Annotated in this window: 15 protein-coding genes and 10 pseudogenes; 5 read left to right on the top strand and 20 right to left on the bottom strand. The window is 30.1% G+C overall.

Annotated elements, in window-relative coordinates; genetic code table 11:
- Nucleotides 1-514 precede the first annotated feature (514 nt).
- The 5 pseudogenes from PL321_RS13230 to PL321_RS13210 all read right to left on the bottom strand — a co-directional run.
- Nucleotides 515-1,140, bottom strand: a pseudogene (locus PL321_RS13230) (acetate uptake transporter).
- Between the two features lie 133 nt (nt 1,141-1,273).
- Nucleotides 1,274-1,904, bottom strand: a pseudogene (locus PL321_RS13225) (flavodoxin family protein).
- A 35-nt stretch (nt 1,905-1,939) separates the two neighbouring features.
- A pseudogene (locus PL321_RS13220) lies at nt 1,940-3,035 on the bottom strand (radical SAM protein).
- Nucleotides 3,036-3,467: 432 nt separating this feature from the next.
- Nucleotides 3,468-4,533 (bottom strand): annotated as a pseudogene (gene tnpB / locus PL321_RS13215) (IS200/IS605 family element RNA-guided endonuclease TnpB).
- A gap of 60 nt (nt 4,534-4,593) precedes the next feature.
- A pseudogene (locus tag PL321_RS13210) lies at nt 4,594-4,689 on the bottom strand (IS200/IS605 family transposase); the annotation flags it as partial.
- Between the two features lie 197 nt (nt 4,690-4,886).
- Here PL321_RS13210 and PL321_RS21555 point away from each other — a divergent pair.
- Nucleotides 4,887-5,081, top strand: a complete 195-nt coding sequence (locus PL321_RS21555; RefSeq protein ID WP_443110789.1) for an isoprenylcysteine carboxylmethyltransferase family protein — start codon at nt 4,887-4,889, stop codon at nt 5,079-5,081.
- 110 nt (nt 5,082-5,191) lie between these two features.
- Here the strand turns inward: PL321_RS21555 and PL321_RS13205 are convergent, their stop codons facing one another.
- From PL321_RS13205 to PL321_RS13195, 3 genes are all read right to left on the bottom strand, one after another.
- Entirely contained in the window at nt 5,192-5,824 is a 633-nt protein-coding gene (locus tag PL321_RS13205; protein ID WP_273964561.1) for an ABC transporter permease subunit, read from the bottom strand.
- A 67-nt stretch (nt 5,825-5,891) separates the two neighbouring features.
- Entirely contained in the window at nt 5,892-6,470 is a 579-nt protein-coding gene (locus PL321_RS13200) for a hypothetical protein (RefSeq protein ID WP_273962353.1), read from the bottom strand.
- The gene (locus PL321_RS13195) at nt 6,463-6,873 is read right to left on the bottom strand and encodes a hypothetical protein (protein ID WP_273962352.1); all 411 of its coding nucleotides are present in this window, start codon (nt 6,871-6,873) and stop codon (nt 6,463-6,465) included. The genes PL321_RS13200 and PL321_RS13195 overlap by 8 nt, the downstream gene beginning before the upstream one ends.
- Nucleotides 6,874-7,000: 127 nt before the next feature.
- Here PL321_RS13195 and PL321_RS13190 point away from each other — a divergent pair, with 127 nt between their 5' ends.
- The 4 genes from PL321_RS13190 (at nt 7,001) to PL321_RS13175 (ending at nt 8,821) form a co-directional block, all read left to right on the top strand.
- Nucleotides 7,001-7,207, top strand: coding sequence for a hypothetical protein (locus PL321_RS13190; protein WP_273962351.1), 207 nt, complete (start codon nt 7,001-7,003; stop codon nt 7,205-7,207).
- Nucleotides 7,208-7,739: 532 nt separating this feature from the next.
- On the top strand, nt 7,740-7,889 hold the full coding sequence (locus tag PL321_RS13185) for a 4Fe-4S binding protein (RefSeq protein ID WP_273962350.1): 150 nt from the start codon (nt 7,740-7,742) through the stop codon (nt 7,887-7,889).
- Between the two features lie 73 nt (nt 7,890-7,962).
- Nucleotides 7,963-8,349 carry a 4Fe-4S binding protein gene (locus PL321_RS13180; protein ID WP_273962349.1) on the top strand — a complete coding sequence of 129 codons (387 nt, stop codon included), beginning with the start codon at nt 7,963-7,965 and terminating at the stop codon, nt 8,347-8,349.
- A gap of 43 nt (nt 8,350-8,392) precedes the next feature.
- Nucleotides 8,393-8,821 (top strand): hypothetical protein, encoded by a 429-nt coding sequence (locus PL321_RS13175; RefSeq protein ID WP_273962348.1) that lies wholly within the window; start codon nt 8,393-8,395, stop codon nt 8,819-8,821.
- Nucleotides 8,822-9,633: 812 nt separating this feature from the next.
- Here the strand turns inward: PL321_RS13175 and PL321_RS13170 are convergent.
- From PL321_RS13170 to pyk, 12 genes and pseudogenes are all read right to left on the bottom strand, one after another.
- The gene (locus tag PL321_RS13170; RefSeq protein WP_058258295.1) at nt 9,634-9,981 is read right to left on the bottom strand and encodes a hypothetical protein; all 348 of its coding nucleotides are present in this window, start codon (nt 9,979-9,981) and stop codon (nt 9,634-9,636) included.
- A 60-nt stretch (nt 9,982-10,041) separates the two neighbouring features.
- Nucleotides 10,042-10,854 carry a hypothetical protein gene (locus tag PL321_RS13165; RefSeq protein ID WP_273962347.1) on the bottom strand — a complete coding sequence of 271 codons (813 nt, stop codon included), beginning with the start codon at nt 10,852-10,854 and terminating at the stop codon, nt 10,042-10,044.
- A 51-nt stretch (nt 10,855-10,905) separates the two neighbouring features.
- Entirely contained in the window at nt 10,906-11,064 is a 159-nt protein-coding gene (locus tag PL321_RS13160; protein ID WP_273964715.1) for a hypothetical protein, read from the bottom strand.
- A 149-nt stretch (nt 11,065-11,213) separates the two neighbouring features.
- Nucleotides 11,214-12,416 (bottom strand): annotated as a pseudogene (locus PL321_RS21550) (recombinase family protein); the annotation flags it as partial.
- Nucleotides 12,361-12,696 carry a zinc ribbon domain-containing protein gene (locus PL321_RS21545; RefSeq protein ID WP_273962346.1) on the bottom strand — a complete coding sequence of 112 codons (336 nt, stop codon included), beginning with the start codon at nt 12,694-12,696 and terminating at the stop codon, nt 12,361-12,363. The pseudogene PL321_RS21550 and the gene PL321_RS21545, both read right to left, overlap by 56 nt.
- A gap of 5 nt (nt 12,697-12,701) precedes the next feature.
- On the bottom strand, nt 12,702-13,289 hold the full coding sequence (locus PL321_RS13145; RefSeq protein WP_273962345.1) for a recombinase family protein: 588 nt from the start codon (nt 13,287-13,289) through the stop codon (nt 12,702-12,704).
- Between the two features lie 67 nt (nt 13,290-13,356).
- The gene (locus PL321_RS13140; protein ID WP_273964339.1) at nt 13,357-13,827 is read right to left on the bottom strand and encodes an ATP-binding protein; all 471 of its coding nucleotides are present in this window, start codon (nt 13,825-13,827) and stop codon (nt 13,357-13,359) included.
- A gap of 55 nt (nt 13,828-13,882) precedes the next feature.
- Nucleotides 13,883-14,152, bottom strand: a complete 270-nt coding sequence (locus PL321_RS13135) for a hypothetical protein (protein ID WP_273962148.1) — start codon at nt 14,150-14,152, stop codon at nt 13,883-13,885.
- Between the two features lie 14 nt (nt 14,153-14,166).
- Nucleotides 14,167-15,741, bottom strand: a pseudogene (gene istA / locus PL321_RS21540) (IS21 family transposase).
- A 442-nt stretch (nt 15,742-16,183) separates the two neighbouring features.
- Nucleotides 16,184-17,550: pseudogene (gene rlmD, locus PL321_RS13115) on the bottom strand (23S rRNA (uracil(1939)-C(5))-methyltransferase RlmD).
- Nucleotides 17,551-17,686: 136 nt separating this feature from the next.
- Nucleotides 17,687-18,657: pseudogene (locus PL321_RS13110) on the bottom strand (aldo/keto reductase).
- Between the two features lie 136 nt (nt 18,658-18,793).
- Nucleotides 18,794-20,549, bottom strand: a pseudogene (pyk, locus tag PL321_RS13105) (pyruvate kinase).
- Nucleotides 20,550-20,559 lie beyond the last annotated feature (10 nt).

Here is a 20,559-nt window from a genome sequence, read left to right as displayed (position 1 = left end):
GCATAAATATAAAAATTATAATCCTAATTTTACAATATACCAATTTTTTTCTTTATTATTTTCAAACCCACTTAACTTAGAAACAGTAACGTTTGGATATCTTTTTTATAAATTCTACTTCTTCAGAAGATAACCTCAATTCACTTACTGTTTTCCCATCCCTAAAGGAACTCGTAAAAACTCTTCAAATTTCTTAATTCTATCACCTTCCATTTTTACTCCCCTGATATTTAAAATATAACCTTTTTTAAGGGTATTATAACATATTATTAAGCTTGATTGTAGATTATTACAATAAATATTTATACAAAAATAAAATCAAGTGTAAATAGTATTTCTATAAAATGAATGAAAAAGAATCCTCTACTTTCATTTGTAAAGGATTCTTTAATTCTACTTTATTGTATTTAATGTGAACTGCCTCCACTTATAGAAGTGGTCGACTTAAACCATAAATTAGATTAAAATATTTTTAAATGGATATTAAACTGTAATTTTCTATAAATCATACTCATTATAAAGAATTTTTCTTAAATATTCCTAATGGTTTGCCTGTTGGTAAAAATTCACGTCCAAAATGATGATTTAAAACTGTTGCTGCAGAACCATAGAATGCAAGTAATGATATAATAAGCTCTGACCAAGCAGCAAGTTTATGTGAAAACTCTGCTGCAATTCCAAAGGCGTTTAAAGTAAGTCCTATAAATAAAAAGTCTATAAAAATAAATATGAATAATAGCACTTTATTGGTTTCGATAGAACCTATTGTCATATACATTGTAAATATTAAATATCCTAAAAATGCAAATCCTAATTGTTTTCCATCAACATTTTGTGCTAAGCTTTGTCCAAAAAGCCCAACTTTATAAGCCAAGACATTGCAACAGCAAACCAGAAAAATGCATATCCTCCGAAGGCCGTTGCACCAAAAATATTATTTCTCTTTGTATCAATTAAACAAGCATAAAGTTGTGCAAAGGCTCCTAAAAATATTGCCCAAGGAATAACAAATGATAATCCTTCTGTCCAACCAAGTTTTTGTGATGAAGCTACTAATGTAACCATAGCAAGTCCAAATAAACCTAAGCCAGCTGGTTCTGAAACAGCAATTTTTACATTTTGTGTTTGATTACTATTCATAACAATCCTCCTTTTTAACAAAATACGACATAATTCTACCACGGATAACATTTATGTTCAACAACTATTTAGATTCACTAATATTAAATTTAATTAAAAAGTGGCATCTTTAAAATAGATGCCACTTTTTAACCTATCTTATGAAATTAGTGTATATCTTCTTTTCTTTTTCTGGCACTTCAACTTTCCCTTTACCATTTTCTATTAGTCTTAATGTATAGGCCATATTTTTTCCTAAAACCCTCATTATTTGTACACCCTCTTCATCCTGCAAAGCCTCACCAGGTTTTGTTCCGTGAATTACATTCCAATAATTTGATGACGGTATAATCATTTCTGCATAGTTTATATAATTATTTAATTGGTTAAATGTAGCTACTCCACCTGAACGTCTAACAGCAACAATTGCTGCTCCAACCTTGTGTCTTAAAAATCCTCCATTTGCTGAAGCAACATAAAAAGCTCTATCTAAAAAGCTTTCATTGTAGCAGATATCGAAGAATAATGTACTGGGGAGCCAAGTATTATTCCATCTGCCTGTTTCATTTTTGAATCCATTCGTTAACTTCATCATCTATAATACATTTTTCATTTTTATTTTTATAACACATCCCACAGGCTAAACAACCTCTTATAATCTTATTTCCTACTTGAACTATATCTACATCTATTCCTTCCTTTTGTAATTCTTCTGAAACTATTTTGATTGCTTGATATGTGTTCCCTTCTTTTCTTGGGCTTCCATTAAATGCAACAACCTTTATCATTTTCTAATGTACCTCCAATTTAAATCTAATTTTTAAAAATATAACTCACCTGGGTTGTAACCATAAGGCAATTGTTCTTCACTTATAAATTTAAAGCTATCATCTTTTAGAATTGGTAAAAACACTTCATAGGGAATCTTTGAAAACTCACAAGCATAATTACTTGCACCAAACCATTTACCTTCTTTACTCCCTAAATTTAATCCCCTTGTAAACTTTGTATAATTAGAACAATCGTGAACTACTAAGTCCCATTTTTCATCGTCTGCAATTTTCATAAATTTTAAAGTTAATTCCCTACTCCAAATTGGTGAAATATATCCACATCTTGAAATATACATATTTTCTCCATAGTAGTTATATATGTTGTTTTCATTTAAATGTAGCTCTGCACAGTTTATAAAATCTAATTTTGTATCTAATATAGCTTGTTTTTTCTTTAAGAAGGTTTCAAAAACTCAGGTGTCATTGGTGTTTCAATACCAACACTTTTAATATATTTTTTAGCTATCGCGATATTTTCTATTACCTTGTCTGAACAATTTGAAGCACCCAAGTTAAAACGTATCTCATCAAGCCCAGCTTCACCTAATGCCTTTAAAGTTTCTTCTGTAGCTAAAGTCCCGTTGGTATACATATGCTGATGAATTTTGGCATTGTTGAATTTTTTAATAACCGGATAATATTTTTCAATTTCCATAAAAGGCTCTAAATATACATAAGCAATACCTGATGGTTTCTTTTGGATTGATAGTAGTAAATCAATATCCTTTTCATAAAACTTAGTACCTCCAATCTCCCATAATCCTTCCCCTACTGGAGGCATATAATCAAATTGACCATAATTATAGCAGAATTTACATTCTAAATTACATTTATTTGTTTTTCTAATTGCACCTAATCCATCTCCTAACAAACAAGAACGGCATCCTTTTGAGAATTTTTCTTCGTTTCCAACATAATAAGTTCTATTATCTAATGTTTTTAAATTTTTAATTTCAGCCATTAATGCTTCATTTCTTTTGTCAACTGCAGCTTCTATTTGTGCAAAGGTAGCATAAACTATTTCTTCTTGTCTTGGGCTTAGCTCCTCATCCTCAGGTAATTGTGCAAAAATTCAAACCACATTAATGCATCCTTTTTGAAATCTTCATCCTATGTCCTCCTTGCAAATAATCAAGTATATTATTTACTATAAAACATATAACCCTAATTTACTGCTTAATTATAACACAATTAATTCTCCTAAAAACACTTACTCTATATACCCAATATTTCATTTATTATTATAATTTCAGCTTCAGAACCATTCATTTTTTAAAATATATATTAAGAGCATTACAAATTCTGTCTGGACTTAAATGACTCAAAATATGAAACCCTATAACCCTTCTTTTTTAAAGCCTGTACCATTTTTTCATATTCCATTTCTAATTTCCTCCTAAAAACTTATTTTTGTGAACTACCCCCACCTATAGAGGTGGTGGCTTCGTGGTCAAGGTAGCTTCTGCTACCAGATTACCCACGCTCAAAGGGCTGTTCCATCCCCAGTTTTACCATCTACATGGCTAATTTTAGCAAGTTTTTGACGCATTTATATCTCTGTCATGTATTACACCACAATTAGGACATTTCCATTCTCTTAATGCTAAATTTTTTACATCAGGGTTTTTATATCCACACTCTGAACATATTTGACTTGATGCATAGTTTTGTGGTGCTATTATTATTTCTCTTCCATACCATTTTGCTTTATATTCTAACATTCTTCTGAATTCTGACCAACTAACTTCTGAAATTGCTTTTGCTAACTTATGATTTTGTTGCATATTCTTTACTTTTAAGTCCTCTAAAACTATAACTTGGTTTTCGTTTATAATTTTAGAGGACAATTTATGAAGAAAATCTCTTCTTTGATTAGTTATTTTTTCGTGTAATTTAGCAAGTTTTTGCCTGTTTTTATTATAATTTTTACTGCCCTTTTGTTTTCTTGATAAATCTCTTTGTAGTTTCTTTATTCTTTTTCACTTCTTTTTAGCCATTTAGGATTTTCTATTTTTGCTCCATCTGATAATATTGCAAATTCCTTTAACCCTAAATCTATTCCAATTTTTTATCTACTTTTGGTAACTCCTTTATCTCTGTTTCTACTAATATAGAAGCATAATATTTTTCTGTTGGTGTTTTAGATATTGTTACTGATTTAATAATTCCTTCAAATTGCCTATGCTGTTTTATTTTTATCTTTGTTTTTAACTTTGGTATTTTTAAGTAACCATCTATAATATCAACTGTCCCATTTTGATTATTTGTTGTATAGGATTGATATCCTTTTTTCTTTTTGAATTTAGGAAACCCTATGCTATTATCTCTAAAAAGCTCTTGTATGCCTTCTCTAAATTAAGCTGTGAATTAGCAAGAGCAAGGCTATCTACTTCTTTTAGAAAAGGATATTCTTTTTATATTGTGCAGGCGTTGTTTTTAGCATTTTCCCTGTTTGTTTGTAATGCTCTATCTTATCATTAAGCATTTTGTTATATATGAACCTTACACAACCAAATACTTTTGATAAATATTCCTTTTGTTCTTTTGTTGGGTATATTCTATATTTATAGGCTTTTAGCAAAGTCACACCTATTCACCTTGCTTTTCTATATATTTTTTAATAACTTCAATTGGCCTTCACAATATTATCATTTATAAGCTTTCTTCTATATCTCGTTACTAAAACAAGATGATAATATAGCAAAAATACTGAATGATCATTATTATCTAAATCTATGTATCTATATAACCTCATTTTTCTAATGCTTATTTTGTATCTGAACGATGAATTTGTCAACTGACATTCATCACCCACTTATAGAAGTAGGTGACTTCTGTCGCTGATTAGGTTAAAAAATATTTTTTATTAACTTATGCTGTTGGCATTTTAATTAGAAAATCAGCATTGCGTCAACTTGGCAGTAATTTTTCTGTATATATAAAAAACCAAAGGAAATAGTTAAAAGTGGAGTATATAAATACTTAAAGCATCCACTATATATAGGATTGGTTTTAAATTGGATATCCATAAATATTTTTATAGGAAATGTTGTTGTAACTTCAATGACGATTGTCACTGCACTGTTTCTTATTAATATTAGAATAAAAAAGAAGAAGAATATCTATTAAAAAGTTTGGTGATGAGTATAGAGAATATATTGAAGATAAAATAATATAAAGTAAGTTCAAATGATTAAAAACGGCCTAATGAATTTTTATTCATTAGGCCCAGATTATTATTATATAATGTCCTTTTGTTTAAAGCTAAATATTCCAATAATCATAAAAATAATAGTATAAATAGTTATAGTAAATATTGAAAAACTTAAACTAACTCCAGAATATAAAAATCCTCCTTCAAGATGTCTAAGTAAATTAAAATGAGGCATTAAAAGGAACTTAGTCCAAGTATATTGACTAAAAATACCACTTATTATATTTCCAAAAATTATTAATCCCATAGTTGCTACTAAACTAACAGTAGCACTTTTTGTAAACACTGAAATTAGCATACTAAAGGCTATAAATACTGCAAATAAAAGAATCAGTAAAAGTAAAATCTGAAGATAATATTTGAAATTAGTAATTAAATATGCCGATGAATAATCTGTCATATATCCATATTCTTGTCCTAACCTTTTCATACCAACTATTCTATCATCAAACAAACCACCAAACCCAACAAAGAAGCCACCAATAATATAACCTACTATACTAATAAACAATAAAACAAATATAGCATATGTCATTAATGCAATATATTTAGAAATATATAGTTTCACTCTGCTTACAGGTTTTACTAATAGCAATTTAATGGTTCCTAAGCTATATTCCCTGAAATTGCTTCTGACGCTACCAGTATTATAATTAATGGTATTAAGAAACTACTTGTATCTATAATATAAGTTAAGAGAAGGGAAAAGGCACTTCTATTATCTTCTAAATTGGATTGCTCAAGTCTAAGTTGCATTTCCCTTTTTGTGATTCTAATTGTTTTTTCTCGACAGGTGTTAAGTTCTTATTTTTTAAAGAAGTTTCTATACTATTTAATTTTAGCTTGTACTCTAATTTTCTGGCTTCTATGGAATTTTCTCCATATTTGATTTTTGCTTCTATTATTTGTTTATATAAATTTTGAGATTCTCTAACATCAGGTGGTAAATCCTCTTTAGAAAGCAATTTATTTACTTCTTCTAATTCCCTTTTAAGTTGTATTTCTCTTGCTTTTTCATATCCTAACTCTAATTCTAAATTTATATCTTCAATTCTCCTTGTTATAGCTTCCTTTTCTTCATTTGATATATCAGAGCTATTCAATCGTTCTTTATTATGTCTTAGCTCATCCTCAAGCATAGCTTTATATTTAGGATCATTAGTATTTTGATATATAGAAACTTTAGATAATCCAATTACCATCATAAAATATATAAAGACCAAAAAAGACAAACCAAATAATATACGTTTTTTATGAAACATTTTAGAAATTTCTAATCCTATTAATGTCGTTAGTTTAGGCAATTTGTTCACCTCCTGTTAATTTTAAGAAAAACTCTTCTAAATTACCATTTTCTTTTACTAAACTTCTAACAGCCACATCACCAAATACCAAGTGTTTATTTATTTTTTCAATAGAATCTCCTGTATATTTAACATTTATCTTATTATCTACTACAGTTATTTCTTGTATAAAAGAAATTGTTTTAAGTATTCCTAATGCTTTTTCAATATCATCTACTTCAATAATCGCCCTTTGATAATCTTTTAACAATAAATCTTCAACTTTTCCCTGTATCAATAACTTCCCATTAGATATAATAGCTACTTTGTTACACAACTGCTCAATCTCGTGGAGCAGGTGACTTGAAATAAAGATTGTTATTTTTTCTTCTTGAGCAGTAGATCTTCCTTTGTATTTTTTCAAAAATAGAAAAGTTAGATGAAATTCAATTGGTAATTAAAACATTTGATTCTACTTATTTGAGTTTTTAGAAGAAATTGAAAGTTTAATTAGAATTATCTCCAGCAACTTGCAAATTTTTAGTGATTGCTTGGAAATATTTGAACTAATTTCAATACCCTTTGAAGAGGCCTCTGAACTTTTAGTAGATTATAAAATGTCTGCTTCTGATATATATGAACTCGATGAAGAAATCTCAGAGATTTTCGAAGAAATTACCGATGATGAACTTGCTCTTTTTAAGCCTAAAAATATAAAAAACTGTTTAATTAAGTATAAAGTTTTTTCAGTATTGTAATACTTAATCTAATCTTATCCTAAGTACTATCCCATCTCTTAAATTTGATATTTCATTAATATAAAAACAAAGGGTTTCTTTGTACAAAAATAATTACAAAGAGACCCTTCATTTATGTACTACTTAAATTATATCTATTGGTCTATCCTATGAAAATAAATACTCTGTTATATCTTTTCTAATTTCATTTAAACCTCAATTGACTTCACAAAATCTACATAAAACTTACATAAAATAACCACAATTTTAATTTATAATCAAAGTATAATATGAAAGATGGAGGGATTTATAATGAAAACGAAATCTTTTCAAATAAGAAAAAATAAAAATATTAGATTATTTATTCAGGTATTCTTTTTATTACTATTTTACTAACTGCAATAAATCAGTTTCTTTCTAAAATTAATATAACCCTACCTTTAATTTCAAAGGCCTCCTTGCACGGATTATGTCCATTTGGTGGTGTAGTATCTATATATAAGTTTGTAACAGAAGGAAGTTTTGTTCAAAAATACACGAATCTTCGTTTGTTATGCTTGGAATAGTAGTTTTTCTATCGATATTATTTGGACCTATATTTTGTGGATGGATATGTCCGTTAGGATCAGTCCAAGAGTGGATAGGAAGACTTGGAAATAAATTATTAGGTAAAAATACAATACTTTTATACCTAATAATTTAGACAAAAATTTAGATACTTAAGATATTTTACATTAACTTGGATAGTATATATCATTGCAAAGACAGGTAAGCTATTGTTTAATGATATAGACCCCTATTATGCATTGTTCAATTTTTGGACAGGTGAAGTAAAAATACAAGCAATAATTTTATTGATAGTTGTATTAGTATCATCACTCTTAATTGAAAGACCTTGGTGCAAATATTTATGTCCGTTAGGTGCATTTTTAGGAGTATTTAACTTTATAAGTATATTTAAAATTAGAAGAAACAAAAGTATATGTATATCTTGCAAAGCTTGCGATAAATTATGCCCTATGAATATAGTTATATCTGATAAAAATGTAATTAAAAATCACCAATGTATAAGATGTTTAAAATGCACATCAGAAGTTGGATGTCCAATTGAAAATACTGTATATATAGGAACAAAGGTAGGTGAAATAAATGAAATTAAATAGCAAAATAATAGCAGTAAGTATATTTATAATAATATTTGGAGGTGTGGGATTAGCCAAGTTGTCGGGTACTTGGAAAACAACTTCAACAAAAGTACCAAGAAGAATTACCGAAGGTAGATCAACAGGCCAGCTAAATCCTAATGATATAAAGGGTTCCTATACATTTAGAGATGTTATTCGCAATTTTGATATACCTGCAGAAGACATAGCTTATGCATTTTTAATAGATGTAGATCAGATTGATTCATTTAAATGTAAAGACGTAGAATCTAATTTTTCTGATACACAAGGAAAAGATATAGGTACAGGTGCAGTTAGAGCATTTGTTGCATTTTATAAAGGAATAGAAATTAATCTATTTGAAGAAGCCTACCTTCCAAAGCAGGCAGTTGAAATAATATTAAAAAATGGAAACCCAACGGAAAAACAAATTAAATACCTAAATTCACATAGTGTAGAAGTTAAAAAATAAGTAACTGTCCCTTATTATTATTGATTGCAAATTAGATTTTAATTTTTTATCTTAATTACCAAACATTTTGTTCAACTTTAATTTAACAAATAATTCATAAATTTGTAAGGAAAAGTCCCTTAAAATGAACAATCATTTTAAGGGACTTTTATATTTTTATGTTTTTAATTTTTAGTTATCATTATATAACAATGGTTTATTTTATACAATATTAAATTGTTCCATAAGTTAAGCCAATTTATGCTTTATAGACAGTATATAAATCTGAAATCCAGATTACATAACAAAAATAACCTAAACACTAAAAATGATACTTTAGACCTTAATTTCAAGCTATCTCTTCTCTATCAGTGCTACGCACTCAACGTGTGTTTTGATAGAATAATGATAGTATTTCGCAAAAAAGAGTTTTACCCCTTTTACCCTCTCTCTATTTGAAGGTTTGTCTATTTTTTCTCAAATGGAACATACCTTATATGTTTTCATATGAGTATAGAATAATATTACTAACTTCATACTACAAATAAGTTAAGTGTTTTTTTTAATAATTGTTTTTTGTTTCCCTAATTACTTACATATTAAGTTGATGACATTGGACATAATAGCCTGCTCTTTATAACTTACAAAGAGGTTATATTCAAAAGTGTTTTGTAATTTCTTCGTATACATCATTTAAAACTTTATAATATCTATTTACCGTCTTAATCATACTAATATATCATATTCGTAATATTTTTTGTTTCTAATCAGCAATAAGTAATAAATATAATAAGCTAGTTTTTGTCTAATTACTGACATAAATCTAGTTAGTACTAGACACCAAAATGAATCATATATTTATTCTCTTGTTTTGCTTTTCTGATTAGTTTCAACAACTCCATAAGGCTATAATCTTGTTTAATTCTAGGATCATTAGAAACTATAGTTTCAAATATTGATAATGATTCCGGTGGTATTAATGTAACTCCATGTCGATCTAAAGATACATTAGGGGTATTCAAATCACCAAAATATGTTCTCATTTTGCTTAAATCTTCCCACCAATCATCAATATAAATATCATCATCAATTGTTACACAATTATATTTTTCTGGTTCATATTTGATATATTCCTTATCATTATCTATCTTGTCAATAATTCCAAATTCAATAGGAGTCAATCTATCACCTCCTTTTTAGTTTATTGTATTTATTAACTCTATATTATGAAAATATTAGAATTAATACTTTTTGCCAAAGCTTACTAAATCGCCAGATGGTACATCATTTACACATACTACATGCAGATAATATATTCCATATTCGTATCGATAACAATTTGCTGTTGCTCCAGGGACTGACCTTATTGGTTTTAAATTCTTTTTGATTACATCTTTTCTAACATTATCTGCCATTCTTACATATTGGCAAATATTTGAAGCTGATACTTCCTTACCATGTTTATTAAAATGATAATCTAAACAAGCACTTCTTGAACCCTTGCTTCCTGGTGACCAAAGATTTAATAAGTCTGATGGAATTTCTCGACTTCCAGTGGATACAACGCTAGATGCAAAAACATTTTCTCCATCTTTAGCTGACCATGTTATTTTTATATTTTCTTTACAAGTTAATAAAGGTACTCCTGTAATAGTATGAGTGCTAGTTCCTGGCCTAACAATAGCTACATTAAAGTTTTTCTTCATGTTTCCAGTATCAATAGTGCCATATACTAAATCTACTGAATCTAGTCCCCAGTTGGTTATTTTTAGAATAATTGAATTTTCTGTTGCAACCCAATCTAACACCACTTTATTAGGTAGTATGTTTTTGGGGGTTATTAGGTCGCTTTTAGAAGATTGGGTTTTATTAATTTCAATTTCAGTATTATTATTTGCTTTACCCAAAATTTCATCCTCATATCCCTGTACATATCTAACTAACTCTTGTTTTTCTACATTACTCTCTGCATTTGCTACATCAATGGAATTAGCTCCAATTAATATAGTAAATATACTTAATATACTTATTAATTTAAATATGAATTTTTTCATATTGTTTCATCCTCCTTCTATTTTCTTTGTAAAGGTATGACATTTACCCCATCAAATAGTTCTATCAACTACATAAACAAGCTTGTCTACAAATATAATTCTACCCCCTGTTACAAATTTGTCAATAATTTCATTGTAAATATTTTCCGACACAAATTGACAGAATATTATTGTTTCAAACAAAAACCAGTCAAAGTGACCATACATCACTCTAACTGACTCCTCTTAAATCCTTTATTCAATTACAACTTCAACCTCTGTTCCATCAAGTAAACTTACTATTATCTTATCTCCATCAAACACAGTCATCTTCTGGGCAATACTAAAGAATAAATCCATATCAAATTTTTCTATTGGCTTTGCATTTTTAGAATTTCTATAAACTGCTTTGACTTATACCTTACTAGAGTATTTTCACTCTTAAGTCCTTCCTTCCACTTCTCCATAAAGTATTCCTTATTCTCCACCATAGCATTAAAGGTATTTACAAAAGCTTGATATAAAACCTTATCATCTATGTGCTTATTTTCACAGCTCTTTTTTCCCTTTACCTTATATTTTTTATTACATCTCCAAACAACCCTTCTTAACCTTTCATCAGTAGAATTCCACACCTTTCTTCCAAAGGCACTGCCGCAGTGTCCACAGATAACTCTTCCTGCAAAAGGATTATCAACTGTGGCATAATCAAGCTTACTAATGTTATATTTTTCTGCAAACGCTCTTCTTCTCTCCATTTCAAGCTGTACTGCTTCCCACATTTCTTTTTCTATAATAGCAGGATGACTTTCTTCTACATAATACATTGGAACTTCTCCATTATTAACTGCTCTCTTTTTGGTTAAAAATCAACTGTGTACGTTTTTGAAGAAGTGCATCACCTTTATATTTTTCATTACTTAAAATCTTTCTTATACTGCTTTCATACCACTTAGGTTTTCCATTCCAGTTAGGAACACCTTCTTCTTCAAGCTCTCTTGCAATTCTGTTTGGACCTTTACCATCAAGGTAATCCTTGTAAATCCTTCTTACAATTTTAGCCTGCTTTTCATTTATCACAAGATTTCCTTCTTCATCTTTATCATAGCCTAAAAACTTTGTATGATTTATATGAAGCTTGCCCTGTTCAAATCTTCTCCTTATGCCCCATGTGGAGTTTTCACTTATACTTCTTGATTCATCTTGGGCAAGAGAGCTGAGGATTGTTAATAGAACTTCTCCCTTTGAATCTAAAGTATTAATATTTTCCTTTTCAAATATTACTCCAATACCTAATTCTTTAAGCTGTCTTACGTAGTTTAATGTATCAAGTGTATTTCTTGCAAACCTTGATATAGACTTGGTTATTATCATATCTATTTTCCCTGCTTTGCAGTCTTCTATCATTTTATTGAACTGTTCTCTCTTTTAGTGTTTGTTCCTGAAATCCCTTCATCTGCGTAAATTCCTCCGAATTCATAATCTGAATGATTTGTTATATAGGTTGTATAATAAGCTACCTGAGCTTCATAGCTTGATAACTGTTCTAATTGTTCTGTTGATACCCTGCAATAAGCTGCCATTCTCTTTTTCTGCGGCTGTATCTGCTCTGCCAGATTGCTCCTGTTTGCTCTTGCTGGTATAACTGTAATGTTTCTTGCCATCTTTAATGCTCTCCTTTACAATAGTTTCTTCCTTTATATTAAGCCTGCTTATAACCTCATCATCAATTGATGTTCCACTGCAGGCGTCTTTTCCGTTTTTAATATAATTACTGCACTGCCATACAATCTTTCTGCAATTTAATTTACTGTTCCAAGTTCTTCTCCTTAAAGAGGAGCCACACTTACTGCAATAAAGCATTCCTGTTAATGGATATCTGTTTGTATATTTTTTGTATCTCCTGCTTTATTTCCCTTTGCTTTTGCTCTTTTTACAATTTCTATTTGAACCTGCTCCCACATTTCTCTTGAAACTATGGGAGAGTGATTATCTTCAATATAATAGCTGTCAATTACGCCTTCATTTCTAACACTTACTTTTCTCAGATGGTCTGGTGTGTAATACTTTTGAAGTATGGCATCTCCCTTGTATTTTTCATTCTTTAAGATATTTAAAATTGTACTTTCCTGCCATCTGCCACCTGCAACAGTAGGAATATTTTCTTCATTCAATTCTTTGGCTATGGTAAATGTTCCTTTGCCTTTTAAGTAGTCTTCAAATATTCTTCTAACTATTTCTGCTTCTTTAGGATTTATAACTAAATCGCCGTATTCATCCTTGTCATAACCTAAAAATCTTGTGGTATTTATAATCAGCTCTCCTCGTTCAAACTTCTTCTTTATCCTCCATTTTAAGTTGTCGTTGACGTTTTTGCTTTCTTCCTGGGCAAAGAAGAGAGGACGGTTAGCATAAGCTCTCCATCCCCTGATAAAGTTTTGATGTATTTTATACATTATTTTAAAGCCAAATTATAAACGAAAAGCAGGCCATTTCTTTCCATTATATGGTATGTAATTTGCACTATTTTATCTTTTCTTTAAGCCATTCTTGAGTTTCTTTTAATCTATATGAATTACCATTCATATTAACTAAATATGATTTATGTGCCAATCTATCGGTCATAGCTGCTGTCATTACAGGGTCAATAAATACTTCGCCCCATCTATCAAAAGAAAGATTAGTTGTAACTATTGTAGATTTTCTTCCTGTCCGTAAGGACAGATTTGTAAACAATAGTTCTGCTCCTTCCTTATCTGAAGATATGTAACCAAATTCATCAAGTATTACAAGGTCATATTTTTCAAACTTATTTTGATACGCTCTTAATGTCCTATTAGACTTACATTCTTTTAATTTGTTTATGAAAATGGGAACCGTGTTAAAAAGTACTTTGTATCCCTCCATGCATGCTTTTATTCCAAGGCTAATCGCCAAATGTGTTTTACCTGTACCAGGATTACCTGATAGTATAACATTTTGCCCTTCTTTTATGAATTCTAGGCTCTCTAATAGTTTTAGTTTCTTTTGTGCATCTTCTGGTAGCTCTTCAACAACTAAATCTTCGAGATATTTTTATATGGAAATTCAGCCATTCTAATTCTATTCTTTTAAGATTATCAAGCCTCCTATCATATTCACCTTGTAAAAGCTTATATAAAAATTCTTCATAACTCATATCATTTAAAGTAGCTTCTTTTAAAAGTTCATTAATTTTACTTTTTACAAATGTTAATTTGAGATAGTTAGTATATTCTAAAATTCCATTCATTAATAGTTTCTTATTTTTGTCCATATTATTTATATTTATTACCTCCATTTATATCCTTATTTTTAACTATTATATTCTGACAACATTTTAGAATATATATTAAGCATATCTTTTGAGTAGTCTATTATGTCATTTTGCTTTTGTTTAAAATATTCTCTATAAAATTCAATGTCATTACTTCTGTTGCAAATATATTTTATTTTATTTGTAGATATATCTGTAGGACAGATGTTTCTTAATATTTCAATACCTCTTTTACTTCATCTATTCCTATTTCTCCAACAAGTTGTATTAGTTCTATAAAGTCTTTTTCTCTTGATTTATAATAATTATCATATATTTCTTTAAGACTATTATCTGCTTGTTTTAAAGCAGTGTTGTTAATTAAAGCCGCAGGCTTTCTAAACAATGTCTTTAGATAATGTTCTATTTTTATTTCCCATTGATTGTTCCCTTGTCTTTTTATGTGTTCTGTTATTTTTTCTTTTCATAAAATACTACAATTTTACTTGAATATATTTTACATCTTACAATGCAATCCACATAAGCATCTGGTACTGAATAATGGCATGAATCAATTGATATTGTAGAATATTTGTCTACTCTTAAATCTTCAATCCTTGCTGTTTCATATATAGGCATTTTAGGTAATAAATATGCCCTCTCTTCTTCAAGCATTTGTAATGCAGTTCTATTATTATGGGATGCTTGTGGTAAGCTATTTAAGTTTGTACAAACTTGTTGAAGATAATCATTTGCTTCGTTCATTGAACTAAAATGATCTTTATTAGCAAAGGCTTTTCGCCTTACGAATTCTATACTTCTTTCTACATGCCCTTTTTCATTACCAGAATATATATTGCAAAATCTAAAATTAAACTTGTAGTAAAGAGATAACTTTAAAAGTGCCTCAGTAGGTTCTTTTTCATATCTACCGATAAATCTTTTAATTACAACTCTTGTATTATCATATACTACTGTTTTATATACTCCTTTTATACTTTCAAAGAACAGAGCATGTGCTTCAAGAAAACAATGTGTATCTTGCTTAGGAAATAGTCGTGCCCATCTAAAATTACCATAAGCAGATGTAAATACAGCCATTTGATATTCTCTTAAAACATCTCCTTCTGTATAAATTTTAACTGTTCCCCAATCAAATTCAACCACATCTCCTAAAGTATATTCCTGTCTTATATATGCCTCCTTTTCCTTTCTTTCTATTTTAGAAACTGCTTGTGCTACGCTGGGATAACTTATATTAAACCCTTCATTTATCAAAGCTTCATGTATATCCTTTTTCTTTTTTGCTGTTTCGATAAGCCATTTAATCGTTTGTTTTCATTTTCTTTTAAGTAAAATTTTATTCTGTCGATAACTTCATCGGTTAATACTCTTTTCTGTCTCTTCCCTGTTTTATACTTAGGAGTCTTAACAATTTCATCAATCAAATCAACCTTAATTAATTCATCACCTTCTTTAATACTTCCTAGTTCTACGAGGTTTTTCTCATATTCATTAATATATTTTCTGATAGTTTCCCTTGAAATACCTGTCTCTCTACTTATCTGTCTTTGGGACTTACCATTTCTAATATATTCTAGAATAATTTCTTGTTTATCCTTCAACTTTATCACCTTCAACACTTCCTCTTATGTTATTATGTTATCCTTTCCATAAGAGAAAGTATCTATTCTAGGTGGCCTAATTTTCAATTATATTTTTGGCCTAGTATTAGTTTATACTAAACAAACGGTAATTTTAACTTTATTTTGTTTGATTCATTGTTTTCATACAATAATTTTATATAATAATCTAAATTTTCATAAGTATAACTAATATTTACTTCAGCCTGATAATTTTCATTTGATTTTTTGAATCATCCTATGAATGTTTGCACCTTGTTTGACTTGCCGATACATACTTTTGGGCATAAGTTTGTGCCACATATCCAAATGCTGTACAAAACAAACTTAATATTATAATTATTGTCCATGCTAAACTTGTTTTAGGTAATGAAATACTTTCAGTAGAAGAGAGGACGGTAAGCATAAGCTCTCCGTCCCCTGATATTTTAAGCTATTTCTTCTCTATAAGTGCTACGCACTCAACATGTGCTGTTTGTGGAAACATATCAACTGGTTGCACTTCCTTGGTTTTATAGCCTAATTCATCAAGTATTGCTAAATCCCTGGCAAGTGTTGCAGGATCACAGGAAACATAAACAATCCTGTTTGGGCTACTTTTTGCAATTGCCTCAAGAAGGGATTTTTCGCATCCTTTCCTTGGAGGATCTACTACAATAACATCTGCCTTAACACCCTCTTCAATTAGTTTAGGTATTATCGTTTCAGATTCACCAACAATAAACTCAACATTGCTTACACCATTTTGTTTAGCATTTTCCCAAGCATTTTCTATAGCCTGCGGAACAATTTCAACACCGTATACCTTTTTGCCTTCTTTGCTAAAAACAGTGATATTGTACCTGTTCCGCAGTATGCATCAAATACAGTTTCCTCCCTGTCAAATTTGCGTACTCTAAGGCCTTATTGTATAAAACTTCAGTTTGAACTGGATTTACTTGAAAAATGAAAGTGGAGAAATATTAAATCTAAATTGACCTATATAATCAGTAATAAAGTCCTGTCCAAAAATCGTTACACACTCTTCTCCTAATATTACATTTGTATCCTTAGGATTTATGTTTAAAACAATACTCTTTACGTTATCTATATTTTCTTTTATACTATCTACAAACTCCTTTAAATGTGGAACTTGTTTTTTCCTTGAAACAAGAACTACCATAACATCACCAGTCTTAAAGCCCTGTCTTACCATAATGTGTCGTATTAAACCTTCTTTTGTTTGTTCATTGTAGGGCTTAACATTATACTTCTTTATCCATTCTTTTGTTATTTTAACAACCTTGTCAGCCACTTCATCTTGAATAAAACAGGTATTAATATCTATTATATCGTGGGTTCTTGGTGCAAAAACCTATTACTACCTCCCCATTTTTCTCTCCAACTGGAAGCTGTACTTTGTTTCGATATCTATATGGATTTTTCATTCCTAAAGTATTATGTATCTTAACTCCCTCAAGTTTTCCTATCCTTTCAATACAGTCCTCAACTCTTTTTCTCTTGAAGCTTAGTTGGCCCTCATAGGTAAGATGTTGTATCTGACACCCTCCACATCTTTTATAAACTGGGCATATTGGTTCAGTTCTATATTCTGAAGGTTTTATAACCTCTAATAACTTACCAAATCCATAATTTTTTGTGTTTTTACTGCCTTTACCTTAACCTCTTCTCCCTCTATTGCACCCTCAATAAAAAGTGTATAATCATCAACTCTTCCAACACCCTCTCCCTGAAAACCCATTCCTGTTATATTAACTATATAATCCTTGTTTTTTCAACAGGTATATTTTTCAATTTCATCACCTATCCTTTTTATTTTGATACTAATACAATATTATACTATAAAAAATCACACCTTAAAGGTGTGAAACTGTGTAGAATTAAGCCCCGCTAAATTTCTATTTTAATTATTTACAATTAATTTTATTATTATACATTAAAATCCAAAACTTTCAACTACCCCTTTTAGCATATCCCTTATTTTTAAATTATAAGGGCACTTTGATTCGCACAAACCACACTCTATACAATCTGAGGCGTGCCTTTTCATAGCAGTATATCTTTCTGTAGCCCATTCTTTTAAGTCATATCTGTCATAATACCCTTTTAAAATAAATGAAAAGGGTATGTCTATTCCTTGAGGACAGGGCATACAGTATCCACACCTTCTGCAAAAGCTGTCACTATATTTTTTCTTTATTTCCATACACTTCTTTATCATTTCATCATTAAAATTTAAATCAGCAGCTAAAATGTTTTGTTTTACCTGTTCAATTTTATCCATACCCGGTATAACAGTCGATATATTTTTGTTATTTAATATATAGGAAATAGCAAGCTCTGCATCCTCAAGTGCACCACCAGCTAAGGGTTTCATTGCAATTATTCCTATATCCCTTATATTTGCCTCCATAAATAATTCCTCGGCCTGGTCTTCTACAATGTTGTACGGATACATTATTGTTTCAAACACATCATATTGCAATATCTTTTTAATAAATCTAAACTATGGGAAGTAACTCCTATATGAAGAACCTTTCCCTCCATTTTAGCCTGAAGTAGTGCCTCAAGAGCTCCTCCCTCTGCCATTACCTGTTTTAGTGCTTCTTCATCTTTTATATTATGTAATTGATAAAGGTCTATATAGTCTGTTTTTAAATTCCTAAGGCTCTTTTCTATATCATCCATCATTGAATCCTTAGTTCTTGCCATTGACTTTGTTGCAATATACACTTCTTTTCTTATACCGCAAAGAGCATCCCCTATATATTCTTCACTTACTCCATACCCTCTTGCTGTATCAATGAAATTTACTCCATTTTCAACTGCATATTTTATTACTGATTTTGCTTCCTCCTTTGTAATTCTTTGAATTGGTATTCCGCCAAAACCTACCTCTGAGACCATTATATTTGTTTTTCCTAATCTTCTTTTTTCATTAAGCGTACCCCTTTAAATTTATTATATATTAAAATAAGCCCTATTGAAAGGGCTTAAGGAGGTAAACTTATATGATAAAGTTAGGCCAAAAGGCCTAACTTTATTACATTACATTAGCTTTTCCACTGTAAACCATACCATTTCTTGGGTCAATTGTTACAAGAGTACCTGATTTTATTATTTCTGTTGCACCTTCTGCACCAACTATAACAGGAATTCCTGCATTAATACATTCTACTGCAACGTGTGATGTAAGTCCTCCTTCTTCTGCAACTACACCACTTACTCTATCCATAATAACTGGAAGTTGTTCCTTTTCTATATTTCTAACAACTAATATATCTCCTTCATTTAGTTGTTCTTCTAACTTTGACATATCTGTTACAACACAAGCTGTTCCATATGTTGAATTACCCATACCTTTTCCCTTTACAAGAACATCTCCAACTATATGTACCTTCATTAAGTTAGTTGTTCCTGTAAATCCAACTGGCACACCAGCTGCTACAACAACAAGGTCACCCTTCTTAACATATCCGTGATTTAGAGCTTCTTGTACTGACTTATCTATTAATTCATCAGTAGTTTCAACCTTTTCTGTAACAACTGGATAAACACCCCAAGAAACTGCAAGCTTTCTTGCTACTTCTTCATAAGGAGTAACTGCAATAATTGGACACTTTGGTCTATATTTTGATACCATCTTTGCTGTACTTCCTGATTGAGTTGCTGTTATAACTGCTGAAGCACTAAGTTCAGTAGCTGCTGTAACAGTAGCAAGGCTTATTGCATCTGGTACTGAATTTTTGTGATATGCTCTTCTCTTTTCAAGTACAGCTTGATAGTTTAGAGCACTTTCTGCCTTTTCAGCTATTCTTGCCATTGTAGTAACAGCTTCGATTGGATACTTACCATTTGCAGTTTCACCACTTAGCATTATTGCATCAGTTCCATCGAATATAGCATTTGCTACGTCACTTGCTTCTGCTCTTGTTGGTCTTGGATTTCTCATCATTGAGTCAAGCATTTGAGTTGCAGTTATAACTGGCTTTCCAGCCTTATTACACTTTTCTATTATCATCTTTTGAACAAGTGGAACTTCTTCTGTTGGAATTTCAACACCAAGGTCTCCTCTTGCAACCATTATACCATCTGATAGCTTTAGAATTTCATCTATGTTGTCAACACCTTCTTGGTTTTCTATCTTAGATATTATTAAAATTCCTTCTCCACCGTTCTTTTCAAGAACCTTTCTTATAGCTATAACGTCTTGTGGCTTTCTTACAAAGGATGCAGCTATTATGTCTACACCTTGTTCTTATACCAAACTTAAGGTCTGCTATATCCTTTTCTGTTAAAGCTGGAAGGTTTATCTTAACGTTTGGTACGTTAACTCCCTTGTAGTTACTAACAGGTCCACTGTTTTGTACTATACAGTGAATGTCTTGTCCTTCTATCTTTTCAACCTTAAGCCCTACAAGACCATCATCTATAAGTATTGTATCTCCAGGTTTAACATCTTCGTGTAGTTTGTCGTATGAAACTGAACAGATTGTATTATCTCCTTCAACTTGTCTTGTTGTAATTATAAAGCTTTGTCCTTCAACAAGTTCAACCTTCTTATCCTTAAATGTACCTGTTCTTATTTCTGGTCCCTTTGTATCAAGTAGGATTGCAACAGGCTTATTTAGTTCTTTTCTTAACTTCTTTATAGATTCAATTCTTGCACCGTGTTCTTCGTGAGAACCGTGTGAGAAGTTAAGTCTTGCAACGTTCATTCCACTTTCAATAAGTTTTCTTAAAACTTCTTCCTTTTCACTTGCAGGTCCTATTGTACATACTATTTTTGTCTTTCTCATAATTTCACTC

This window comes from Caloramator sp. mosi_1, from assembly GCF_028622835.1.
In the GTDB taxonomy this organism is placed as follows: Bacteria; Bacillota; Clostridia; order Clostridiales; family Caloramatoraceae; genus Thermobrachium.
This window is presented reverse-complemented; position numbering and strand designations above follow the sequence as displayed.

Excerpts from the sequence above, each read along its gene's own strand:
- PL321_RS13165 (WP_273962347.1), bottom strand. The coding sequence starts at position 10,854 with ATGAAAAAATTCATATTTAAATTAATAAGTATATTAAGTATATTTACT.
- PL321_RS13145 (WP_273962345.1), bottom strand. The coding sequence starts at position 13,289 with ATGTATAAAATACATCAAAACTTTATCAGGGGATGGAGAGCTTATGCT.
- PL321_RS13135 (WP_273962148.1), bottom strand. The coding sequence starts at position 14,152 with ATGGAGGTAATAAATATAAATAATATGGACAAAAATAAGAAACTATTA.
- PL321_RS13185 (WP_273962350.1), top strand. The coding sequence starts at position 7,740 with ATGCTTGGAATAGTAGTTTTTCTATCGATATTATTTGGACCTATATTT.
- PL321_RS21545 (WP_273962346.1), bottom strand. The coding sequence starts at position 12,696 with ATGCTTTATTGCAGTAAGTGTGGCTCCTCTTTAAGGAGAAGAACTTGG.